The sequence below is a fragment of the Bacillus sp. MN7755 genome (assembly GCF_054771475.1).
Genome location: NZ_BTRL01000013.1, coordinates 61,615 through 87,853, shown reverse-complemented (window position 1 = coordinate 87,853; position 26,239 = coordinate 61,615). Strand labels below are relative to the sequence as shown.

The window sequence follows — 26,239 nt, the reverse complement described above, 5'->3', positions numbered from 1 at the left end:
GGCTTCATATATGTGCTTTACATAAATTCAAATTAACTTTATTAAATTGCAAATACAATAGAGAAGGTGCATATTTACATATCAATGAAAATATACACCTTTCCTCAGTAATGTCATCAAAGCATTAGCTTTTATTACAAAAAAATGGGGAGCATTTACATTATTCTATGAGCAACTCATATAGGCTTCTATGTCTCTATCAATTAATTTTTGCATTATCCTCTTAAAAAGTAATACTCTTGATATATTCATTATTGCCTACACTTTATTTGCAGTTATTGGGCTGCCCTTTTCGTTCATAGCGTTGCATCTTTTGCACTCTCTACTTTTCAGTTAATGAAAGGGATGTTTCTTTTATTCCTTCAAATTCATTTAATAGATACTTAGCTATCTTTTCAACTGCGGGGAAGTCTACTATTTCTTCATGTGATCCAGGGACAGAATACTTATTTACTCTTCCTTTTAATAAAGGTCCCCAATCTGTAAACAACTCTTTTCCTTCCTCAGCACTAAAGTAGATAACTTCTCCAAAGTATGGTATCAAATCATTCTCTGCCATTAAGTTCAGGCATTTCCTATGAGCATTAATAACTTGCTTCAAATTCATAAGATCTGCATCAGGCGGGAGTACTCCTTCCATAATTAATCGCTCCACAAGCATATCTTGCTTATGGACGAGGCCTTCTTCCTGCTCTGTTAAACCTACAGGAATGAAATGCTGAGAGATATATGAGAGCATATCCTCCCTTGTTTTATGATCCTGCTCTGAAGGTACTTTAGTATCCATAAGTACCAACAATTCAACTTCCTCTCCTTGATTTCTTAGTACAGTTGCGATTTTATAAGCAATTGCACCGCCTAAAGACCATCCTCCAAGACGATATGGGCCCTCTGGCTGAACACTTTTTATTTCTTCAATGTAAAGTTGAATTAGTTCCGGCAAGGTCGAGTCGTCAATCTCTCTCTTTTCTATGAGAGGATTCTGTAAACCATAAAATGAACAGTGATTCTTAAGCAATCTTGCTAGTTGAATGTAACAAAATACATTCCCCATAAACGGATGAACGCAGAAGAAAGGTCTTTTCTCTGATTCTTGTAGTGGTACCAGCGCTGATACAGATTTTGTCATATCATGCTTATCACGAATAAGGCATGCGATTCCTTCCAATGTTGGATTCTTAATCAATGTAGACACCTTAATCTCTTTTCCAAACTTCTCCCTAATTTTTGAAACTAATTTGATTACAAGGAGAGAGTGTCCCCCTCTATTAAAGAAATCATCATTTACATAGACATCTTCTATCTGTAACACATCCTGCCAGATTTTAACCAACTGATATTCAATTTCATCCCTTGGAATGATTGGTGTAGAGAAGTTATTTTCTCTTTGAATAGTTAAACTGTTCAATGCCTTCCGATCAACTTTTCCATTCATTGTAAGAGGAATCTCGTCTACCTCAATAAAGTGTGCGGGAACCATATAATTCGGTACTTGTGTCTTGAGATATTCACGCCATTCATGCATACTTCCAGCTCCAACTACATAAGCAACCAATCTCTGCTCTCCTAATTTATCCTCTGTTACCAAAACTACTGCTTCTTTTACCAATGGATGACTCTCTAGATTCGCTTCAATCTCTTCAAGTTCAATACGGAAGCCCCGAATTTTCACTTGATTATCAATTCTTCTCAAGTAATCTAAATTACCATCAGGTAAATAACGAACCAAATCTCCTGTACGATATAAACGCTCTTCTTCATTAAATGGATGACGAATGAATCGCTCTGCTGTTAATTCTGGACGATTCAAGTATCCTCTCGCTATACCTGCACCACCAATATATAGCTCACCTGTTACACCAACTGGAACAGGCAACCCATTTCTATCCAATACATAAGTTTGAACGTTCGGCAATGGACGTCCAATTGTAACTCGCTTACTATCTGTTTGGATATGATAACACGTTGTATCAACCGTACATTCTGTAGGACCGTATACGTTATAAAAATCAATTTTTTCAGTCTCTACTAGCTGTTCCCATAATGACGGCATGATTGCTTCACCACCGACCAATATCTTACTTGGTACATGAACATCAGCACTTGTTTCTAGCAATCCTCCATCTATAAGTAATTGAAGTAATGAAGGTGTCATATCAAACATTTCCAATTTATTCTCCCTAATATAGGACACAAATTGTTCCGGATTAGTGCGAACTTCACTTGGGATAATATATACACTTGAACCATGAAGCAGCATTTGTAATTGCTGAATAGATACATCAAAGGCAATTGACGCATTTAAACCGACGCGCATATTACCAGGTATCTCATGTGAGAAAACTTCTTTTTGTAAACCATATGATAGGTTTATTACAGAATGGTGCTGTACTAAAGCACCCTTTGGATTCCCTGTCGAACCGGAAGTGTAGTTAACATACGCTAAGTTTTCCCCTGTTGCCTCACATATCGGCGAAAGTTTGCTTTCTCGAGAAATCATTGCTTGGTCCCTATCTAAGCAAACTGTCTTGATTTCTTTAGGTATCCAGCCTACTAATACCTCATTTGTAACCAATACTTGAATTCCTGTGTCTTCTAAAATATATCGCAGGCGGCTTTCCGGATTCGATGGATCCAATGGAACATAGGCTGCTCCAGCCTTCCAAATTCCCATGAGACCAACAACCATCTCAACTGAACGCTCAAAACAGAGACCAACCAATGACTCTGTCCCAATTCCACATTTCTGTAGATGATGGGCCAATTGATTAGCTCTTTCATTCAGCTCACGATATGTTAGTTGCTGTTTTTCATCTACCACTGCCACCGCGTCAGGCGTACGATTTACTTGCTCTTCGAATAGTTGATGAATCACATTCTCACGTGGATAGGATATAGCATTATCATTCCATTCTTCTAATAGTTGTCTTTGTTCAGCTTCCGTAATATATACCAGCTCCGATAGAGTTTGATCAATGTTTTTGAGCATTTGCATCAACACTTGGTGTAAATGACCCAACACTCGTTCAATAGTTATTCTATTAAACTTACTACAGTCATACATTAACTTTAACGATAACTGGGTTCCTGGAACTACAGCCAGCCCTAATGGGTAGTGGGTTTGCTCTACTCCTTCCAATTCACCAATTTCTAGATTTTCTGAAGACTCCTCTTTCACTGGATAATTTTCAAACACATATAAACTATTAAACAACGGTGTTCCTCTAGGAACTTCACTCCATCCCTGAATTTCTGTTAAAGAAGCATACTCATATTGTCTTCTTTCTATCTCTTCCTCTTGTATCTTATGCAACCAATCCATTACTTTTATATCATCCATCAAATGAATTCGCGTCGGTGACGTTGTAATGAAAGGACCTACGATGTTTTCAACATCAATAATCTCCGTAGAACGCCCTGAGCTTGTTACACCAAAGACAATGTCATTTTCTCCACTATACCGGCTCATGAGATATGCCCATGCACCTTGAATTACTGTACTCAAAGTAAGTTTATTGCGTTTCGCCCATCCTTGTAACGCTTGAGTCTGCTCTTCTGATAAATAGGTAACCTTTTCTGTATAACCTTTTTCTTCCTCTTTACTTTCTAAGCCCAGCAAAGTTGGTGCAGTAAAACCTTTAAGCTTTTCTCTCCAGAATTGTTCCGCCTGCTCCTTATCTTGTTCTCTGAGCCATTGGATATATTTCTTATATGGTGAGGGTTTAGGTAACTTTACAGCTTCTCCATTCATTCTCTTCTGATAGACTGTAAGTAATTCATTAAAGACCAATGGTAAACTCCATCCATCCAGTAAAATATGGTGATGGGTCCAAACAATCCGATATTCTTCCTCACCTTCTTGAATGACCGTTACCCGCATCAATGGTGCTTCATCAAATTGGAAGGCTTGTTTTCGATCTAATGCCAAAAAGACTTTTCTTTTTTCCTCTATCTCTTTAGTTGTCATTGTACGCCAGTCTTCTTTGTTCACTTTAAATGGGATATTTTCATACACCACTTGTAATGGTTCTTCAATTTCGTCCCAAACAAATGCTGTACGAAAAATTTCATGCCGCTGAATTACAGATTTCCACGCCTGCTCAAAAGTAGGAATATCCATTTTCCCTTTAATCATAAAACTTAATTGCACTATATACGGTGCAACATGTTCATTCCCTTGGTCATGCAATGTGTGGAAAATCATACCTTCTTGCAAAGGTGATAGTGGATATAAATCAGTAATCTGATTGTTCTTTCCACGATTCATTTTGTTTAGTACATTTGTCAAACCTACTTGGTTAAGATTAGCCATTGCAAGATCCGAAATGGTCAGTGCAGATTCTCTATCTGAAGGTTGAATCAATCTGCTCAGTTGATATAGCATATTCTGTGCAATACTTTGAATGGTTGATTTGGCGAATTGTCCAACATTGTATACCCAAGTGAACTGAAGTTTTCCACTCGTTACAACCCCAATTACATCAATTACATGCGATCGCTTGGAACCGGCAGCATGATCTAAACGCTTAAATTCGTTCTCCGGCATAAACATTGCATCGCTAGAAAACATTTGATCAAATTGTCCAAGATAGTTAAAACTAATAGACGGTGTATGTTGAGAGCTCAATTGCTCACACATTGTTGCGTTCATGTAACGCAACACTCCATAATCAACACCCTTATTAGGAATTTTGCGAACTTGTTCTTTAACTGCTTTTAATGCTGCAATTGGCGTATTAGCACTAGTAATATTTAAGTGCACAGGGTAAATACTTGTAAACCATCCCACGGTTCTCGATAAGTCAACATCTTCAATAATTTCTTCTCTACCATGCCCCTCTAAATCCACGCTCAATATCGTCTGCCCTGTACATGCTGCTGTAGCTTGTACCAATGCTGCTAATAATACTTCATTGATTTGGACACGGTGAGTGCTTAAAGTCTCTTGCAATAACATACGGGTCTCATTCTCATTTAACACCACAGTAATTTCCTCAGTTACTGCGCTTACTGAATTACTTATAGTACCATCTATCGGCAGTTTAACAACGTCTTGTTCAGACTGCTGATCCCAGTAATACAGCACTTCTTGTGATATTCCAGTTTCAGCGTAATGATGTAATTTTTCCGACCACTCTTTAAAGGATGTACTCTTCATAGGTAATTGAATTTTCTGCCCTTGAATCGCTTGAGTATACGCTGTTTGCAGATCTTCCAATAAAATTCGCCAAGAAACACCATCCACGGCTAAGTGATGAATTGTCCAAAATAATCGGCCAGTCTTCTCACCTTCATCAAAATACACCATTCTCATTAACGGACCATCATGTAAATTCAAACTTTCTTGTGCAATATTAATCTCTTTTTGAATAACTCCATGCCAATCCGCTTCCGGCACTTCGTCTAATGAAATGACAGTCAGCATCAATTGTTCTTCAATTCCTTCATTCCACTGTTCCCAAGTCCCATTAGTTAAACGTTCATATCTTAAACGCAGGGCATCATGGTGAAGTAGAAGGTTACGCGCTGCCTTTTCCAGTGATCCTATGTCCAATTTTTCTTTCGTTCTAAAGGACATGGATTGATTCCAATGATGTGGGTTAGGATGATTTTGTGCAAAAAACCTTTGCTGAATAGGTGTAAGTATCGTCTCTCCAGTTATAATTCCTTGTTCAGCTTGTACACCTTGTTCTTCTTTGACTACTTGCGCCAACTCAGCAATCGTTTGGTGTTCAAATAGTTGTTTTGGTGTCAACTGTAAACCAGCTTGCTTCGCACGAGAGACAATCTGAATGCTAAAAATTGAATCTCCACCAATTTCAAAAAAGTTATCATGAATACCAATACGTTTTGAACCCAGCACACGTTCCCAAATGATAGAAAGCTTATGTTCACGTTCATTTCTTGGGGCCACGTAGCCTTCTTGTGTTCCTTGATAGTCTGGTATAGGCAACGATTTCCGATCAACCTTTCCATTTATAGTTAGCGGTAACTCTTCCATTTCGACAAAGTAGGAAGGTATCATATGGATTGGCAGTTTTATTTTAAGATACTCGCGCCATTCTTCTAAACTGCCTTCGCCCACTACATAAGCTACCAGCCTCTTATCTCCCGACTGATTTTCCCTAACCATTACAACTGCCTCTTTTACCAAGTAATGCTCCTGTAAGGTCGACTCAATCTCCCCAAGTTCAATTCGAAATCCTCTAATCTTCACTTGATTATCCATTCTTCCTAAATAGTCTATATTACCATCAGAAAGATATCTCACGAGATCGCCTGTTCTATATAATCTCTCGCCTTCTTTGAATGGATGAGAAATAAATCGTTCGGATGTTAACTCTGGACGATTTAAGTATCCCCTCGCTAGACCCGCTCCTCCGATATAAAGTTCACCCATCACACCAACTGGAACTGGCAACCCATTTCTATCCAATACATAAGTTTGAACGTTAGGCAAAGGACGCCCAATCGTTACTCTCTCACTATCTTTTTTGATATGATAGCATGTTGCATCAACCGTACATTCTGTAGGACCATATACATTATAAAACTCAATTTTATCAGTCTCTACTAGCTGTTCCCATAATGACGGCATAATCGCTTCGCCGCCAACCAATACCTTACTTGGAACATGAACGCCATCGTACGTTTCTAACAATCCGGCATCTATAAGTAATTGAAGCAATGAAGGTGTTATATCAAAGATTGCTAACTTGTTCTCCCTAATATAAGCTACAAACTGTTCCGGATCACTTCGTACTTCATTCGGAATAATATACAAACTTGAACCATAAAGCAGCATTTGTAATTGTTGAATAGATGCATCAAAGGCAATTGACGCATTTAAACCGACATGCATGTTAGATGGTATCACATGTTCGAAAACCTCTTTTTGTAAACCATGCGACAAGTTTATTACAGAATGATGCTGTATCAAGACACCCTTTGGATTCCCCGTCGATCCCGAAGTATAGATAACATACGCTAGGTTTTCTCCTGTTACTTCACATTTTGGTGAAAGAATGCTTTCTTTTGAAATCATTGCTTGATCCCTATCTAGACAAACTGCCTTGACTTCTTTGGGTATCCAATCTTCTAATGACTCATTCGTAACTAATACTTGAATTCCAGTGTCCTCCAAAATATATCGTAGACGACTTTCTGGATATGATGGGTCCAATGGAACATACGCTGCTCCAGCCTTCCAGATCCCCATAATACCAACAATCATCTCAACTGAACGCTCAAAGCAAAGTCCAACTAATGATTCAGTCCCAATCCCACATTGCTGAAGATAACGAGCCAATTGATTAGCTTTTTCATTAAGCTTTCGATATGTTAACTGCTGTTTTTCATCTACCACTGCCACCGCGTCAGGTGTACGATTTACTTGCTCTTCAAACAGCTGATGAATCGCACTTTCCCGTGGATATGCTACAGCATTATTATTCCACTCTTCCAACTCTTTTTGCTGTAATCCTGATAATATAGGCAACTTAGCTAATGATTTATCAGGATTCTCCACGATTACATTCAACCAGTTTCCAAAATGTTCAGCCATGGATTCAATAGTTAAGCTGTCAAATAAATCCGTCCTATAAACAAAAGTAAGCAATAAACCCTCTTCCACTTCTGCAGCCGTTAAACTTAAATCAAACTTAGCGATTGGAGCATTACTTTCCATTACTTCTATATTTCTTCCATGTAGTTCTGGTAGCTCCTGTCCCGTATTTTGCAAAGTAAACATGGTTTGGAAAATCGGGGAATGGCTTGTATTTCGTTCAGGTTGGATAACCTCTACAATTTTCTCAAATGGAACATCTTGATACTCATACGCCTTCAATGCTTTTATCCTCACTTGAGACAACAACTCTTGAAATACCGGTGCATTACTTAAATCAGCCCGATAAACCAATGTGTTGACAAAGAAACCAATCAGCCCCTCAATTTCTCGATAATTTCGATTTGCAATTGGGCTGCCAACAATAATATCCGTTTGTCCCGTATAACGGGCAAGGAAACTTTGATACGATGCCAATAAGGTCATGAAAAGCGTGGCCCCTTCTTGACGACTTAGTTCGTTTAATTTATCCAGTAATGAACGTGACAACAGCACATTATGAGTTAATCCATGGTGGGTTTGCACTGGCGGACGCGGACGATCCATTGGCAACATTAAGACTGGTAACTCACCAGATAATTCTTCCTTCCAATATGCAAGCTGTTGATTTAGTACTTCATCTTTCAACCATCCTCTTTGCCACTGAGCAAAATCGGCATATTGAACTGGTAGTGGTTCCAGCTCTGCTTGTTTTTCACCAACCGCATTCTCATAAAATGTCATCCATTCTTGAAGCAAGATTTCCATCGACCATCCATCTGAGATAATATGATGCATATTACACAGAAGAACCCATTCTTCTTCTGAAATTCTTATGATTTGTCCACGGAACAATGGCCCTTGTTCTAAATCAAATGGAGATTCAACTTCAGTTTGAATCCATTGCTCCAACTTTCTTTCTCTCTCCTCTAATGAAAGCTTAGTTAGGTCCATTTGCGGAAGAGGACGGAAAATATAAGGTTGAATCTGCTGCACAGGATGACCTTCCTCTTCATGAAATACCGTCCGCAAAGATTCATGACGCTCTATCAACTGATTCCATCCCAACTCCAATGCTTCAGGTAACCAATTCCCTGTAAGGCGGCATACCATTGGCATATTATAAAGTGCACTATTAGGTTCAAACTGATCAATAAACCATAAGCGCTGTTGGGCATATGACACCGGAATATTATTTCCTCGTTCCATCGGCATCAATGGTGGAATTTCTCGTTTTTCACTCCCCTTACGCAACTGATCCATTCGTTTCGATAGTGCCTCGACCGTTGGATATTCGAACAATTCACGTACAGGTAATTTGATTTGAAAAACTTCTTGTAAGCGCGAGACCACTTGTGTAGCAAGTAGAGAGTGACCACCAAGCTCAAAGAAAGAATCTTTAACACCAATTTCTTTTATTCCTAGCACTTGACTCCACACTGAAGCGATAAGTTCTTCCAGCGGAGTTCGTAGGTATACAGGATTTTCAGTGGATTGTTCACTAATTATAGGCAATGCCTTCAAATCAAGTTTTCCATTCGGTGTAATTGGTAAAAATTCCATCTCAATAAAGTTTGTTGGAACCATGTAATTTGGTAAATGTGTTTGTAGATGTTCTCGCCATTCATGTACACTTCCTTCACCAACTACATAAGCTACTAATCTCTTGTCACCTTGATTATCCTCTCGTACCAATACAACTGCTTCTTTCACAGAAGAATGCGCCTGCAAAACTGCTTCTATTTCTCCCAATTCAATCCGGAAACCACGAATTTTTACTTGGTCGTCTATACGACCATGGAACTGGAGATTACCATCAGAAAGATAACTTGCTTTGTCTCCTGTATAATAGAGACGTTCTCCTAACTTGAAAGGATGTGGAATAAATTTTTCCTTTGTGAGATCCGGACGATTAGCATATCCACGTGCAAGACTCTTCCCTCCAATATAGAGATCTCCAATTACACCAATTGGTACTAGCTGAAGATGAGAATCTAACACATAAACTTCTGTATTCGCAATCGGTCGACCAATCGATGGCGTACCAGTTGTCATTCCTACTGGTACATAACAATCTGTGGTAACAACGGTATTTTCCGATGGACCATACTGATTAATTACCGCAAAAGGAATATCGTTAGATGGATACTGCGTTAATTGATCCCCGCCAGTAAGGATAAAACGAAGATTCGTTTTATCTGGCCAAGATAATTTCAAGAGTCTTTCCAGAATAGGTGTAGGTGCAAAACTAGCTGTTATTCGTGAATCAATGAGCCAGTCTCTTAGTGCTTCTGGATTAATTCTCAGTTCCTCTGTTGACAAGTAGAGTGCTGCACCAGCAGTTAGATACGGCCAAATCTCCTGGACAGCCGAATCAAAAGCAATCCCTGCAATCTGAGTCGCACGATCCTCTGCTGTAATACGATAAACTTCTTGATGCCAAGAAACCATATTCATTAATGAGCGATATTCAACCATGACACCCTTTGGCTTTCCTGTAGAACCAGAAGTATAGACAATATAGGCTAAGTTCTCTGGATTTATCTGACGTGTAGGTGCAATTACGCTTTCCACTGTTAATTCTTCTAACCTCACCATTTCGACGTGTGCGAAATGGCCTTCTTGTCCTTCCGCCGTCACTACAAATTGAATTCCTGCATCTTCAATCATGTACTCTAACCTTGATTTTGGATACAACGGATCTAAAACAACATAAGCTCCACCAGCTTTTAAAATGCCTAGTAAACTTGCCATGAGTTCCGCTGACCTCGGAAGATAAACTCCCACCACTGACTCTGAAGCGACTCCTTTTCGCTGTAAAACATTTGCCAACTGATTTGCTTGTGCATCCAGTTCACCATAAGTCCACTTTTTTGTTTGATCAACAACGGCAATCGCATCAGGACGCCTTGCTACTTGTTCCTCAAATCTGTCACAAATAAGAGCCTGATGGGACATTTCCATTACAGTGTCATTCCATGTTTCTAATAACAAAGTACGCTCGGGTTCCGATAGCACGCTCAGGTCATGCAACGGATTTTGTGGGTGATGAGAAACTTCGTGTAGCCATTTCTCAAAGTGTCCTGCCATCCGTTCAATAGTAGAGGCATTGAATAAATCCTTATTGTATTCAAAAGTAAAAAGCAATCCCTCTTCTGTCTCAGCTACCATTACACTTAAATCAAACTTTGAAATTGGACTATGGCTTTCTATCATTTCAATACTTCTACCAGATAACACCGGGAACTCTTGTTTCATATTTTGCAAGATGAACATGGTCTGGAAGATTGGCGAATGACTTGTACTCCGCTCTGGTTGCACAACTTCTACAATTTTTTCAAAAGGGATATCCTGATATTCATACGCCTTCAGTGCCTTTTGACGAACCTGAGACAGAACATCTTGAAATGTCGGTCTACCACTCAGATTAGCTCGATAAACCAGCGTGTTGACGAAGAAACCAATTAGTCCTTCTATTTCTCTATAATTTCGATTCGCAATTGGACTTCCGACCAGAATATCTTCTTGTCCCGTATAACGGGATAGAAAACTTTGATATGCAGCCAACAGCGTCATGAAGAGTGTAGCCCCTTCTTTGCGACTAAGTTTGTTCAAGTTATCATGTAGCGTGCTTGGCAGAACCAGAGTGTACGTCGACCCGTGATGAGTTTGTATTGCAGGACGCGGACGATCCATAGGAAGTTGGAGTACAGGAAGCTCTCCAGACAATTCTTCCCTCCAATATTGGAGTTGTTGATCAAGCACCTCCTCCTTCAGCCAACCTTTTTGCCACTGAGCGAAATCGGCATATTGAACCGGTAATGGTTCAAGTTCTGCTATCTTTCCATCCGTTGCTTTCTCATAGAATGCCATCCATTCTTCAAGTAGGACTCCCATCGACCATCCATCTGAAATGATATGATGTAAAGTACAAAGGAGAATCCATTCTTCCTCTCCCACTTGCAAAATACTTGTCCTGATTAGTGGGCCCTCTGCTAAATCAAATGGCACTTCTGTTTCTTGTTGAATCAAACGTTTAACTTCTTCTTCTCGGTCTTCTGGAGAAAGCCGAGTTAAATCCGTTTTCGGAATTGATTGAAAAGCATACGGTTCAATTTGCTGTACGGGTTGACCGTTCACTTCATGAAAGACCGTCCGCAATGATTCATGACGTTCTATTAGTTGATTCCATCCCGTTTCCAATGCCTCAAGTAGCCAACTCCCTGTAAGGCGACATACCATTGGCATATTATAAAGGGCACTATTAGGTGTAAATTGATCAATAAACCATAAGCGCTGTTGCGCATAAGATAGTGGAATAGTTTCCCCTCGTTCCATCGGCATTAGTGGCGGAATCTCTCGTTTTCTATCTCCTTTACGTAACTGATCTAATCGCTTTGCCAGTGACTCCACCGTTGCATACTCAAATAGTTCACGTACTGGTAATTCGATTTGAAAGATTTCCTGTAAACGTGACACTATTTGAGTAGCTAGTAGCGAGTGACCACCGATTTCAAAAAAGGAGTCCTGAACACTAATATTTTTTATACCTAACACTTGGCTCCATACGGAAACGATGAGCTCCTCCACTGGTGTTCGTGATGAAGTAATATCTTGACTTATGAACTGTGCTTCCAATTCTAGTAAGGCTTTCCGATTCACCTTACCATTTGGAGTGAGTGGCATCCCTTCAATTTGGATAAAGTATGCCGGAACCATATAATGTGGCAGTTGCTTCTTGAGATATTCACGCCACTCTCCAGTATCCCCTTCACCCACTACATAAGCTACTAACTGCTTATCTCCTGGTCGATCTTCCTTCACCAACACAACAGCCTCTCTTACAGATGAGTAATCATGTAAAGCTGCTTCAATTTCTCCCAATTCAATTCTAAATCCTCTAATTTTGACTTGGTTATCTACTCTTCCAATATATTCCAATTTTCCATTATTCATATATCTCACCAGGTCACCCGTTCGATATAATCGTTCTCCTTCCTTAAAGGGATGCGGAATAAAACGTTCAGTAGTTAAATCTGGTCGATTGAAGTAGCCACGTGCCAATCCTACTCCTCCAAGGTAAAGTTCCCCCGATACACCAATTGGGACCACCTGTTGATATTGATCTAATACATACAACTCTGTATTATCAATTGGACGACCAATTGGAATAAGCATTGGTTCTTTTTCTAAATCACAATCATAATAAGTCACATCCACAGTCGCTTCAGTAGGACCATACAAATTAATTAACTGTGTTTGCTGAACATTGTAAAAGATCCACTTAAACCGGCGAACCTGCTCAGTGTTTAATGCTTCTCCACTAGTAAAAACATGAATTAAAGACGATACATCCCTTTTCGAATTATATTGTTCCATATAATCCAAGAAAGTAGATAACATCGACGGAACAAAGTGCATGGTGGTCACACGATATCGTTCAACATACTCCTCAATCACCGCAGGATCTTTCTCTCCTCCTGGTGGAAGCAAACAAACACGTGCTCCTACAAATGACCACCAAAATAATTCCCAAACGGAAACATCAAACGAAAACGGTGTCTTTTGTAGGATTGTATCTTCCTCGGACAATGGATATTTTTTCTGCATCCACTGTAGGCGGTTGATAACCGAATGATGTTCAATCATTACCCCCTTTGGATTTCCCGTTGAACCCGAAGTGTATATGATATATGCTAAGTTATTTGCTGTTACTCCACTCAACGGAGCTAAATTACTCTCTTTAGAAATCATTACTTGATCCCGGTCTAAACAAATTGCTTGAATATCTTTAGGTAACCAGTCCTGTAGTGCCTCTTTTGTTAACAGCACTTGAATTTGTGAATTCTCTAAAATGTATCTCAGGCGGTTTTCGGGATAACTTGGGTCCAGTGGGACATAAGCCCCACCTGCTTTCAAAATCCCAAAGAGACCAATAATCATATCAGGAGAACGTTCAATACATATACCAACCAATGATTCAGGTCCAATACCTCGTTTTTGTAGAAAATGTGCCAATTGATTCGATTTTTCATTGAGTTCTTGATACGTTAGCTTTCCACCCTCATAAACTACCGCCACTGCATCAGGTGTACGTGCAACTTGCTGCTCAAATAGCTCATGAATCATACAATCATGACCATAAACTACGTCCGTATCATTCCATTCTTCTAGGAGTTGTTTCTGCTCAGTGTCCGATAACATTGACAGCTTTGTATATGATTCATCTGGATGATGCGCGATTTCATTTAGCCAGTTCTCAAAATGGCCTGCCATACGTGCAATGGTACTACTATCAAATAAATCCGTGTTGTATTCAAATGAGACAAATAGACCTTCTTCCACTTCATAGGCAGTTAAGCTCAAATCAAATTTTGCAATAGACATATTACTTTCTACCATTTCAATCCTTCTACCAGGCAAATCTAGTCGTTCTTGTTTTATATTCTGTAGCGTAAACATGGTCTGAAAGATAGGAGAATGGCTCATGCTTCGTTCAGGTTGCACAGCTTCTACCACTTTTTCAAATGGTATATCTTGATATTCATAAGCTTTTAACGCCTTTTTCTTTGTTTGGTTCAAAATCTCCCGAAAAGTAGGGGTGCCACTCAAATCTGATCGGTAAACCAACGTATTAACAAAGAAACCAATTAATCCTTCTACTCCCTTATGATTCCGATTTGCAATCGGACTTCCGACTAGAATATCTTTTTGTCCTGTATAACGTGCAAGAAAGCTCTGATATGCAGCCATTAAAGTCATAAATAAGGTAGATCCTTCTTGTCGACTTAAATCTTTTAATTGACTGATTAATCTAGAAGAAAAAATCACGTGATGCGTATCCCCAGAATAAGTTTGCGTAACCGGTCGAGGCCGGTCCACTGGCAGTTGTAATATAGGGAGCTCACCAGACAATTCTTCCTGCCAATACGTAAGCTGACGATTTAGCACATCACCTTGCAACCACTCCTTTTGCCACTTCGCAAAATCTGCATATTGAATGGATAATGAACTTAATTTAGCAGGATTTCCGCCCGTTTCCTCTTCATAGAAAGCAAGTAATTCATTCATGAATATACCAATGGACCAAGCATCAGAAACAATATGATGCATCGTACACAGTAATAACCATTCATCCTTTTCTAATTGAACAAGCTGATTACGAATTAAAGGACCATTCATTAAATCAAATGGTTCTTGCGCTTCTCTCGCAATTAAACTATCTACCTCTTTTTCTTTTACTTCTAGAGGAAGTTGAGAGTAATCTCTTACAGGTAATGCTCTAGGAAGGAATTCGACAATTTGTTGTACAGGTTGTTCTTCTACTTCTTTAAAAACAGTTCGTAATGATTCATGACGTTCAATAAGTCGATTGAATCCCTTTTCTAATGCTTCAGGTATCCAATTTCCTTTTAGATTCCATACCGTTGGAATATTATATAAAGAACTGTTTGGATTAAATCTGTCCATAAACCACAAACGTTGTTGTGCATAAGACAACGGGAGCGCTTCTTTATTCTCCTTTTTTTGCATTTGCTTCTGAAGCCAAGCTCTCTTCTCAGGAGAAAGTGAACTCAGCTTTGCAAGTAAATCACTTCTCATTTTTTTACCCCTTCCTCAACTAAATTACTCTCAAATATTCCTTGTGCTTCTTCCTCTGATAGCTCTTCTAATTGCTTAAGCAGTACAAGTAATTCTTCATCATTACCCACTTCTGCTTCTTTTTGAATATAGTCTTGAAGACTTACATTCTCCTTACTATCATTCTGCATTTCTTGATTTTTGTTATGGAGCAATTGATCTATCTGTTCTGCCAATTGCTGCACTGTATGAAACATAAATAAATCATGCAATGGTATCTCAATTCCAAAAGCCTCTTTAAGACTGGAAACAGCTTGCGTAGCAAGTAATGAGTGACCACCTATTTCAAAAAACGAATCCTGAATTCCGATGTTTTCCATGCCTAAAACTTCATTCCATATTGAAACGATTGTTTTTTCCGTAGGCGTACGAGGAGCAATATAACCACTTGCTATCTCCTGTTTCTCTGGTGCTGGTAAGGCCTTCCTATCAATTTTTCCATTTGGAGTGAGTGGAAATGCATTCAATCCGACAAAATAGGCTGGAATCATATAATTTGGTAGCTGGTCCTTGAGATAATCACGCCACTTTTGAGCATCCCCCTCTCCTACAACATAGGCAATCAAACGTGGATCACCAGGATAATCTTCCCTCACCATCACAATAGCTTCGTTAACTAATGTATGCTTTTGTAATGTCGCTTCAATTTCTCCTAGTTCAATCCGGAACCCACGAATTTTTACCTGATGATCGATTCGACCAAGATACTCCAAATTTCCATCCGGCAAATACCTTACTAGATCTCCAGTCCGGTATACTCGCTCCCCTTCTTTAAATGGATGCGGTATAAAACGATCTTCCGTTAAGTCAGGACGGTTTAAGTATCCACGTGCTAATCCCGATCCACCAATGTACAGCTCACCAACTACACCAATTGGAACCATTTTTTGTTCAATACTTAGTACATATACTTCTGTATTGAAGATTGGTTTACCAATCGGTGGTACCCTATGGACGACACCCTTTTCTAATTCCATATATGTGGAATACGTAGTATCTTCGGACGGTCCATATAAGTTGTACACCTTCTCAACCGTACTTCTCTCGTATAAATCTTGAACAAGTGAATATGGCAATGGTTCTCCAGCCAAATTCATTACCTTTACCGAAGAAGGGAGTGTTTTTGCTCGAACCAGTTCCTTCGCTGCCGATGGCACAGTATTGACTAAAGTCACATCCTTGGTAGACAACTTGTCTAGATGTAGAGCATTTTCAGCGACAATCACCTTACCACCCATCGTTAGGGGAACAAACACTTCAAAAACAGATAGATCAAAGGATAGCGAAGTGGAGGCCAACACTCCCGCTAAATCCCTTCGGGAATATGTGTGATGCGCCCAACGAATCATTGTTACTGTATTCCTGTGCTCAATCATTACTCCCTTTGGATTTCCAGTGGAACCTGAAGTATAGATAATATAGGCTAAGTTATCGCCCGTCACTTCACTCGTACACACCGTAGTTACTTCTTGTTCTATTTCTACTCGATCACGATCAATACAAATCACGTCAACGGATCTAGGTATAACCATTTTTTGTTGTAATTTTTCCTGTGTTACTAGTACCTTTATTTGAGCATCCTCTAAAATGTATTGCAGTCGACTTTCCGGATACGCTGGATCTATTGGGACATATGCTCCTCCTGCCTTCATAATTCCTAAGAGGCCTACAATCATCTCAGATGAACGTGTAACACAAATCCCAACCAATGATTCGCAACCTACACCATTTTTCTGTAAATAATGTGCCAGCTGATTCGAGCGTTCGTCCAACTCTCGATATGTTAGTTCTTCATCTTCGCATACTACTGCAATTGCTTCTGGTGTTTTTTCTACTTGTTCTTCAAACAATGTATGAATCGCGCATTCTTCTATATCTATAACAGCTGATTCATTCCATTCTTCTAGTAATTGCTTATATTCTACTTTCGATAACATATTCAATTCTGATAATAAACATTTTGGATGAGAGACAATTTGATTTAACCAATGCTCAAAATGGCTTGTCATACGTTCAATGGTTGTATCATCAAACAAATCAGTATTGTATTCAAAGGTTAGTGATAATCCTTCTTCCGTCTCAGTAACAAATAAACTCAAATCAAATTTCGCTACAGAAGCATGGCTTTCCATGAGTTCCATTTGTCTGTCAGATAGCTGAGGAAATTCTTGCTTCGTATTCTGTAAAGTAAACATGGTTTGGAATATTGGTGAATGACTTGTATTCCGTTCCGGCTTTACGGATTCTACCACTTTCTCAAATGGGATGTCCTGATACTCGAATGCTTTTAGTGCTTTTTTTCTTACCTGCGACAAAAGTTCTTGGAACGTTGGATTTTCACTGAAATCAGCTCGATAAACCAACGTATTTGCAAAGAAACCTATTAATCCCTCAATCTCTTTAACATTTCGATTAGCGATTGGGCTTCCAACCAAGATGTCGTCCTGTCCTGTATAACGAGAAAGGAAGCTTTGATACGCTGCCATCAATGTCATAAATAAAGTGCATCCTTCTTGCAGACTTAAATCTTTGAGCTTTTCCTGTAGGGAATTCGCCACCATTAAGGACTGACTTGCACCACGGTGAGTTTGAACCGCAGGCCGAGGACGATCCATCGGTAATTGTAAAATCGGTAGCTCCCCAGCCAATTCTTCCTTCCAATATTGAAGGTGCTGATCCAAATTCTCTTCTTTTTGCCATTCCTTCTGCCACATGACAAAGTCTGCATATTGGATAGATAACTCCTTCAATTCCGCCGGTTTTCCGCTTATTACTCCTTCATAAAAAGCCATCCATTCTTCAAGTAAAATCCCCATTGACCATCCATCTGAAATAATATGATGCAACGTACAAATGAGAACCCATTCTTCCCTGTCCACTTTCAATATTCGTGTTCGAATCAGAGGACCTTGTCCAAAATGAAATGGTTCCTCCGCTTCATTTTGAATGAGCCGTTTCATTTCTCTTTCCCTATCTTCCAAAGAGAGATCTGTTAGATTCGTTTGAGGGATATGTCTGAATACATGAGATTGAACCTGTTGAAAAGGTTCACCCTCTTGTTCTAGAATTATCGTCCGTAATGATTCATGACGCTCCAACAACTGATTCCATCCGACCTCCAACGCTTCAATTGACCATTTACCTGTTAAGCGACACGCTGCATGAATATTGTACATAGCACTATTTGACATTAATTGATCAATAAACCATAGACGTTTCTGCGCATAGGAAAGCGGAATAGCTTCTTCTCGTTTCATAGGTACAAGGGGGGAAGCCTCTCGTTTTTTATCTTCTTTTCGTAACTGATTTACTCGTTTCGCCAATGCCTCCACTGTATCGTGCTTGAAAAGTTCACGTAATGGGATTTTGATTTGGAACAATTCTTGTAATCGAGAAACAATTTGAGTAGCGAGTAGTGAGTGCCCACCCCGTTCAAAGAAGGAATCTTGAATACCGATATTTTCTGTTCCTAACACTTGACTCCAAACTGAGGCAATAAGCTCTTCCGATGGCGTCCGAGGTAGAACATTTAAATCTCCAATAGTTTGCTCATCAGGTGCTGGCAAGGCCTTTCGGTCAATTTTCCCATTCGGAGTAAGCGGGAAGTGTTCTAACTCTACAAGGTGCGCTGGAATCATATGATTCGGTAATTGGTTTTGTAAATACTCTCTCCACTCTTGGGTATTTCCATCGCTCATTACATATGCAACCAATCGTTGATCACCTGGACGATCTTCTCTCACTAATACGACAGCCTCTTTAATAAACGAACATTTTTCTAAAGTCGCTTCAATTTCTCCTAATTCAATCCTAAAACCACGCATTTTGACTTGATGGTCCATTCTACCTATAAATTCTAAATTTCCATCAGTTAGATATCTTACTGAATCTCCTGTTCGATATAGTCGTTCCCCCAATCGATATGGATGCGAAACGAATTTTTCAGCAGTAAGATTCGGACGATTTAAGTATCCACGTGCTAAACCAGCACCACCAATATATAACTCACCCTCAATTCCTATTGATTGCAAGCGTTGATTTTGGTCTAATACATATAATTGCGTGTTCTGTATCGGCTGCCCAATAGAAACAAATTCTTGATTTGGCTGAATATCAAATGCATTCACATAAATAGTGGCTTCAGTTGGTCCATAAAAGTTGGTTAATTTCACTTGTCCACTATGATTCCATTTCTGTTGAAATCGTCTAACCAACCCTGAACTTAGTTCTTCCCCACCAGAAAATACATGGCGTATGGACGAACAATACATATTCAATTCAATATGATTGAAGTGATCTAAGAAAACAGATAACATCGAAGGTACAAATTGAACTATAGTAACCTGATGTTTTTTAATCACTTCAGCTATAATAGAAGGATCTTTTTCTCCACCTGGAGGCAGGAAAGATACACTTGCACCAACGTGAATACCCCAAAACAACTCCCAAACAGAGACATCAAATGAGAATGGCGTTTTCTGCAAGACCACATCCTTTTCAGAAAGTGGATATTTATGTTGCATCCATTCTAGATAATTGATTACTGAATGATGCTCAATCATTACTCCCTTTGGATTCCCTGTAGATCCTGAAGTATACATAACATACGCTAAACTTCTTCCTGTTACACCACTTATACATGGGGTTGTTTCTTCTTTTTCAATTGCAGTATAATCTTTATTCATACAAATCGTTTCAACATTTTCAGATACAAACAAATTTTTAGAATTCTCTTCCGTCACTAGTACTTCGATTCTAGCATCCTCTAATATATATCGAAGCCGACTCTCTGGATAAGTAGGATCAAGTGGAACATACGCTGCTCCTGATTTTAGAATACCTAATAACGCTATCATCATTTGTAATGAACGTTCTATATATACCCCAACCAGAGACTCTGGGCCTACACCACGCTTTTGTAAATAATGAGCTAGCTGATTCGCACGCTCCTCCAACTCTTTATAGGTAATTTGTTCATTTTCGTAACTAGCCGCGATTGCTTCCGGCGTTTTTTTAACTTGCTCCTCAAACATCGTATGAATCATGCCTTCAGCCGAATAATTTACTTTAGTATGATTCCATTGCTCTAATAACTGTATCTGTTCTTCCGCTGTTAAATGAGTAATTTCAAAGAGTTTTGAATCTAGGCTCTTCGTCATCTGAATTAATATTTGCAATAAGTGATTCTGAATCCGATTTATTGTTTCTTCATTAAAATAGCTTCGATCATACATCAACTTTAAAGTAATTTTCTTACCAGGCATTACAATGAGTGTTAAAGGATAATTTGTTTGTTCCGCGCTTTTAACATCTAGTAATCTTAAATCATCATTTCTCTCACCTTGAATTGGATAATTTTCAAACACATACAAGGTATGAAATAAGGAGCTATTTCGCGGAACCTCACTCCACCCTTGAATATCTATCAATGAATTATACTCATATTGTCTTCGTTCCATTTCTTTCATCTGTATTTTACGAAGCCAATCTACTACAGATGTATTATCTGTTAATCGAATTCTAGTAGGTAATGTGTTAATAAATAGGCCTACCATATTCTCTGCTCCTATCAAATCAGTAGGACGTCCAGAGCTAGTTACGCCAAATACGATGTCACTTTCACCGCTATACCTACCCATCAAATAGGCCCATGCTCCTTGGACTAATGTATTCAATGTTAATCGACTATTTCTTACCCACTCTTGTAAATTCTCAGTGAGTTCCTCAGATACCTGATAAACACACTCTCCGTAGCCCTTCTGTTGCCCTTGAGCCTTTCTTTCCATCGCTAATGGCGTAGGTGCATAGAACCCTTTTAATTCTTCTTTCCAAAATTCCTCTGCTTGACTTTGATCTTGTTTATTTATCCACTGGATATATTTTTTATAAGGAAGAGATTTAGGAAGATTCAACAATTCTCCCTTTATCATCTTGAGATAAACTTCCATCACTTCACTAAAGACCAATGAAACACTCCAACCATCTAGCAAAATATGATGATGTGTCCAAATAATTCTCGTTTCCCCTTCTGCTTCTTTAATCGCAGTGACTCTCATCAATGGTGCTTCATCCAATAAAAATCCTTTTCTACGATCTGCAGTCAAAAACTGGTGTAATTTCTTCACCCTCTCCTCATGTGGATGGGCGCTCCAATCCTCTTGATGGATAGTAAAAGGAACACGTTGGTAAACCGCTTGTAGTGGTTTTTCTACTTCCTCCCACACAAATACTGAACGTAGAACCTCATGTCGATGAATAACATATTCCCAGGCCTTTTCAAAAGTAGCAACATCCAATTGCCCCCCAAGCAAGAAGCCTACTTGTACAATGTAGGAAAAAGAATGCTCATCATCTTGATCGTATAAAGTATGAAACAGTATTCCTTTTTGCAAAGGTGATAATCCATATATATCCATAACATCTCCCATATTTACACCCTCTTCTTTGTTAATTTAAGTAATACTCTGCTCAAGCTTTCTTCCGTAAGATCCTCCGCATCAGCAAAATCTGATACCGTAAAAGCAGACTCTGTTATTGGTTTATTTATAAGTTGACGAAGATGCCTCAACATTCCATCTGCTATCACTTGAATTTTTAATTTAGAAAACTGTTCCCTACTATACATCCAAACAAAATGTAACTTTTCATCTTTCACCATTCCGATAACATCAATTAGATGAGATGGTTTGGAATCTGGAGCATGATCTAAAAATGTAAACCCTGTCTCTTGCATAAACAAAGATTCCATTGAAAACACCTGATCAAATTGGCCCAAATAATTAAAGCTTATTGAAGGCTTTTGCTGATAAACCGGAATTAACCCTTTATTCAAGTAACGTAAAATACCATAGTCAACTCCGCGATTCGGAATTCGACGCAATTGTTCTTTGACAGCCTTTAACCCTTCTATAGGTGTTTGAGTTCCTTGAAAATTGAGATGAACGGGATAAATACTCGTAAACCAGCCCACTGTCCGTGATAAATCAATACCTTCAATCATCTCTTCTCTTCCGTGTCCTTCTAGATGAATAGAAACCGTTTGCTGATTTGTAAAATCGACGATAGCTTGTCCTAATGCCGTTAATAGTACCTCATCAACCCTTGTCTTATGAGTCACTGGAACTTCGTGTAACAATGCATGTGTTTCTTCTATTCCTAAAGTCCTCGTCACTTGATCAATCGATTCTTCTGTTGTTTCTTGTATTGGATAGTCCATTGGAATTGTCATCGTTTCTTTTTCTACTTGTTCATTCCAATAATCCTGTACTTCTTTTGAAATACCCGAATCACTGTATGTCTGGAGTCGTTCAGACCATTCTTTAAAAGATGTACTTTTCGCAGGTAAGCGAATTCCTTGACCTTGTTTCATCTGGTTATATACCACCTGTAAATCTTCCAATAGAATTCTCCACGATACTCCATCTACTACTAAATGATGAATCACCCAGAATATTCGATCATTTCCAGTCAAGTTATCCTCAAAGTAAACTACTCTCATTAACGGACCAGTAACTAAATTGAAACTATCTTGATTAATGTTCATCTCTTCTTGTATTATTTTATTCCACTCTATTTCATTAACTTTGTTCCGTTTTACAACATGGAGTACTGACAGCTCATCAGTCCCTTCATTTCTCTGCCTCCATGTTCCGTTTGGTAACTGCTCGTACCTGAAACGTAAAGCATCATGATGTTTGATTAAATTTAATATTGCTCCCTCTAGTAACTTCACATCCAATCTCTCTTTTACTCTTAAAAGCATTGATTGATTCCAATGCTCTGGATGTGGATGTTCTTGCTCGAAGAACCAGTACTGAATTGGAGTAAGAGGCACATCTCCTGTCACAATCCCCTGCTCCGTTTGTACTCCCTGCGTTTCTATAGCCACTTGTGCCAGCTCGGCAATAGTTGGGCATTCAAACATTTGCTTTGGAGTAAGTTTTAACCCTACTTGACTTGCTTGAGATATGATTTGAATACTGAGAATCGAGTCGCCACCAATTTCAAAGAAATTATCATAGATTCCCACCTTTTTAATACCTAATACTTGCTTCCAAATTGTAGCCAGTATCTGTTCATTACTATTCCGAGGGCCAACACATTCACTATTAATCTGCTTTTCCTCTGGCATAGGTAAGGCCTCACGATCAACTTTGCCGTTAGCTGTAAGTGGAATGGCTTCCATCTTCACGTATCCTGAAGGTACCAAATAGCTCGGTAGTTTCGCTTTAAGATACTCTCTCCACGCACCTACATTTCCATCTCCTACAACATAAGCTACTAATCGTTTATCACCCGGTTGATCTTCTCTTACAATTACAACTGCCTCTTTTATAGATGCATATGCATTTAAAGTAGACTCAATCTCCCCAATCTCAATTCGGAAACCACGTATTTTAACCTGATGATCAATTCTTCCACGATAATCCAGATTACCATCTGGCAAATACCTCGCTAAGTCTCCTGTCCGGTATAATCTTGCTTTCGGATCACTACTAAATGGATGAGATATAAAGCGCTCTGCTGTTAATTCAGGTCTATTTAAATACCCACGCGCAAGCCCTGCCCCGCCAATATAAAGCTCCCCATCTACACCTATAGGAACAGGTTGTTGATAAGCATCTAATATATACACTTCTAAATCTGGAATCCGTTTTCCGATATTACTTCTCGAAGCATGATGCACATCATCTAGAGTAATTGGATAATACGTAACATGAACTGTAGTTTCTGTAATTCCATACATGTTAATTAGCTGTGGTTCTTTATCCCCATATCTTTGAAACCACGGTAACAAGCTAATGGGTTCTAACGCTTCTCCGCCAAATATCACATAACGCAGCTGCAAGTTTTTATTCTTATCTTCATGTTCACACACTCGTATTAATTGTCGAAATGCGGAAGGTGTCTGATTTAGAACTGTGACTTCTTCCTCCACCAATAATTGATAAAAATCTTTTGGCGATCGACTAATCCAGTACGGAACAACAACTAATTTTCCACCATATAATAATGCTCCCCAAATTTCCCATACTGAGAAATCAAATGCATAAGAATGAAAAAGCGTCCAAGTATCTTTTTCATTAAACTGATACCAACAATCCGTCGATTTAAATAACCGAATGACATTGTGATGCTCTATCATAACGCCCTTTGGATTCCCTGTTGATCCCGAAGTATAGATTACGTAAGCTAGATTTTGGGAATTCACATCAGAAACCGGCAAGGTCTTACTTTCTTTCCCAATCTCTTCTTGATCACGATACAGGCAAATCGATTCAACATTTTCTGGTAACCATTTCAATTCTTTTAAACTTTCTTGCGTTACGAATAACTGAATGCTAGCATCCTCTAAAATATATTGAAGTCGCTGCTCTGGATATGTTGGATCAAGTGGAACATAAGCCCCACCAGCCTTCAAAATCCCTAAAATACCTACAATCATTTCGAGAGAACGTTCAACACACAGTCCAACTAAAGTATCAGGTCCTATTCCCTTTTTCTGCAGATAATGAGCTAACTGATTTGCACGTTCATTAAGCTCCTTATAAGTAACTTTTTCTTTTTCATACGTAACTGCAATAGCGTTTGGATAAATCATTGCTTGTCGTTCGAACAATTCATGAAGAGTTTCCCGAGGTGGGAAATCCAGCTTAGGATTGTTGAACTCAACTAAACTTTTTCTTTTATCTTCATCAGAAATAATTTCGATTTCAGCTACCTTCTGCTTTGGGTTTTCAAAAGTGTTTTCCATTATCGCTAACATAACGTTAAAAAAGCGTTTTATCTCTTCCTTAGAAAATAGCTCCTCACGATAATCAATATGTACATGTAAAGAGTCTATATCAATTAGATTTTCAATATGCACTGCAAAATCTTGTACCTCTTCACGGTTTGCGATCCATAGTGAGTTACCACTTTCATCACGATCCCTATAATCAATCGTAGTTCCGAAAAGTCTCACATTGCTGTTATTCTCTTTATTAATCTGCTTTAATAATAAATCAAATGGATATTTCTGATGTCTTAATGATTTACTTTGTTTTCTGGACACCCTACCAATAAATGAAAGCACTTCTTCTTCTGGATCAATATCCATTCTTAAAGGAACTGTACTCACCATCATTCCAATCAATTTTCGTTCCATTTTAGTCATACGGTTGCCGTAAGCCATTCCTAATGCAATATCAAGCGATGAAGTCCACCGATACATGGACAACGAGAAAGCAGCGACAAAAAGAGTATATAAACTAAATTTGTAATTTTGGGAAAATAACTCTATTTTCCTCTTCAAATGCTCCGATAATATAAACGTCTCGCGTGATGCTTTGGTACTAACTTGGTACGTATTATAGGGTTTCAATCCGGTTACAGATGGAAGTGTTTTAAATTCCTCTAACCAGAATTTTTGATCTTTTTGAAAGCGACTACTATTCAAGTATGTTTGTTCATTGGCCAGAAATTGAACATATGAATTTTTAATTTCGCCTTCCTCAGTCTCGTTATGCATTTCATAATAATATTTTGCAATCTGCTCAGTAAATATTTGAATTGATAAACCATCCATGATAATATGATGAACATTTCCAAAGACTGCACATTCATTATCGTTTAATTTTATTAAAGCGAAATAGTATAAATTTGAATTAAGTAATGTAAACCTTTCTTTTGTTTTCTGCTCAATCCATTCCTCAAGCAAATCTGAATTCTCCACATTACTGAAATCGAAAAACTCAAATTCTTGTTCTTCATGTTTAATAAAATATTGTTTAGGTTCCTGATGCCCATTTTCTTTTAATCTAATGCACAGACCGTCATTTTCACTGATAACACGATTCACAACTTGGTTTAATTTTGAATAATTCATTTTTCGATGAAGTTTAAATAAAAATCTTAAATTACATATCCCTTTATCAGAATGAATAACTTCTGTATACCATATTCTTCGCTGCGGGTGACTTAATGGAAAACATTCCTCATTGGTCATAAAAAATC

Annotated in this window: 3 protein-coding genes; all 3 read right to left on the bottom strand. The window is 38.6% G+C overall.

Going from position 1 to position 26,239, the window contains the following annotated elements:
- Positions 1–322: 322 nt before the first annotated feature.
- Genes ACYVEC_RS15295 through ACYVEC_RS15285 form a run of 3 tightly spaced genes read right to left on the bottom strand, consistent with a single transcriptional unit; the run spans position 323 to position 26,231 of the window.
- Positions 323–15,205, bottom strand: coding sequence for a non-ribosomal peptide synthetase (locus tag ACYVEC_RS15295; protein ID WP_431113421.1), 14,883 nt, complete (start codon positions 15,203–15,205; stop codon positions 323–325).
- A complete protein-coding gene (locus ACYVEC_RS15290) occupies positions 15,202–21,672 on the bottom strand; it encodes a non-ribosomal peptide synthetase (protein ID WP_098556032.1) in 6,471 nt (2,156 codons plus the stop codon). Before ACYVEC_RS15290 ends, ACYVEC_RS15295 begins: the two co-directional genes overlap by 4 nt.
- 2 nt (positions 21,673–21,674) lie before the next feature.
- On the bottom strand, positions 21,675–26,231 hold the full coding sequence (locus ACYVEC_RS15285; protein WP_098556030.1) for a non-ribosomal peptide synthetase: 4,557 nt from the start codon (positions 26,229–26,231) through the stop codon (positions 21,675–21,677).
- Between the last annotated feature and the right edge of the window lie 8 nt (positions 26,232–26,239).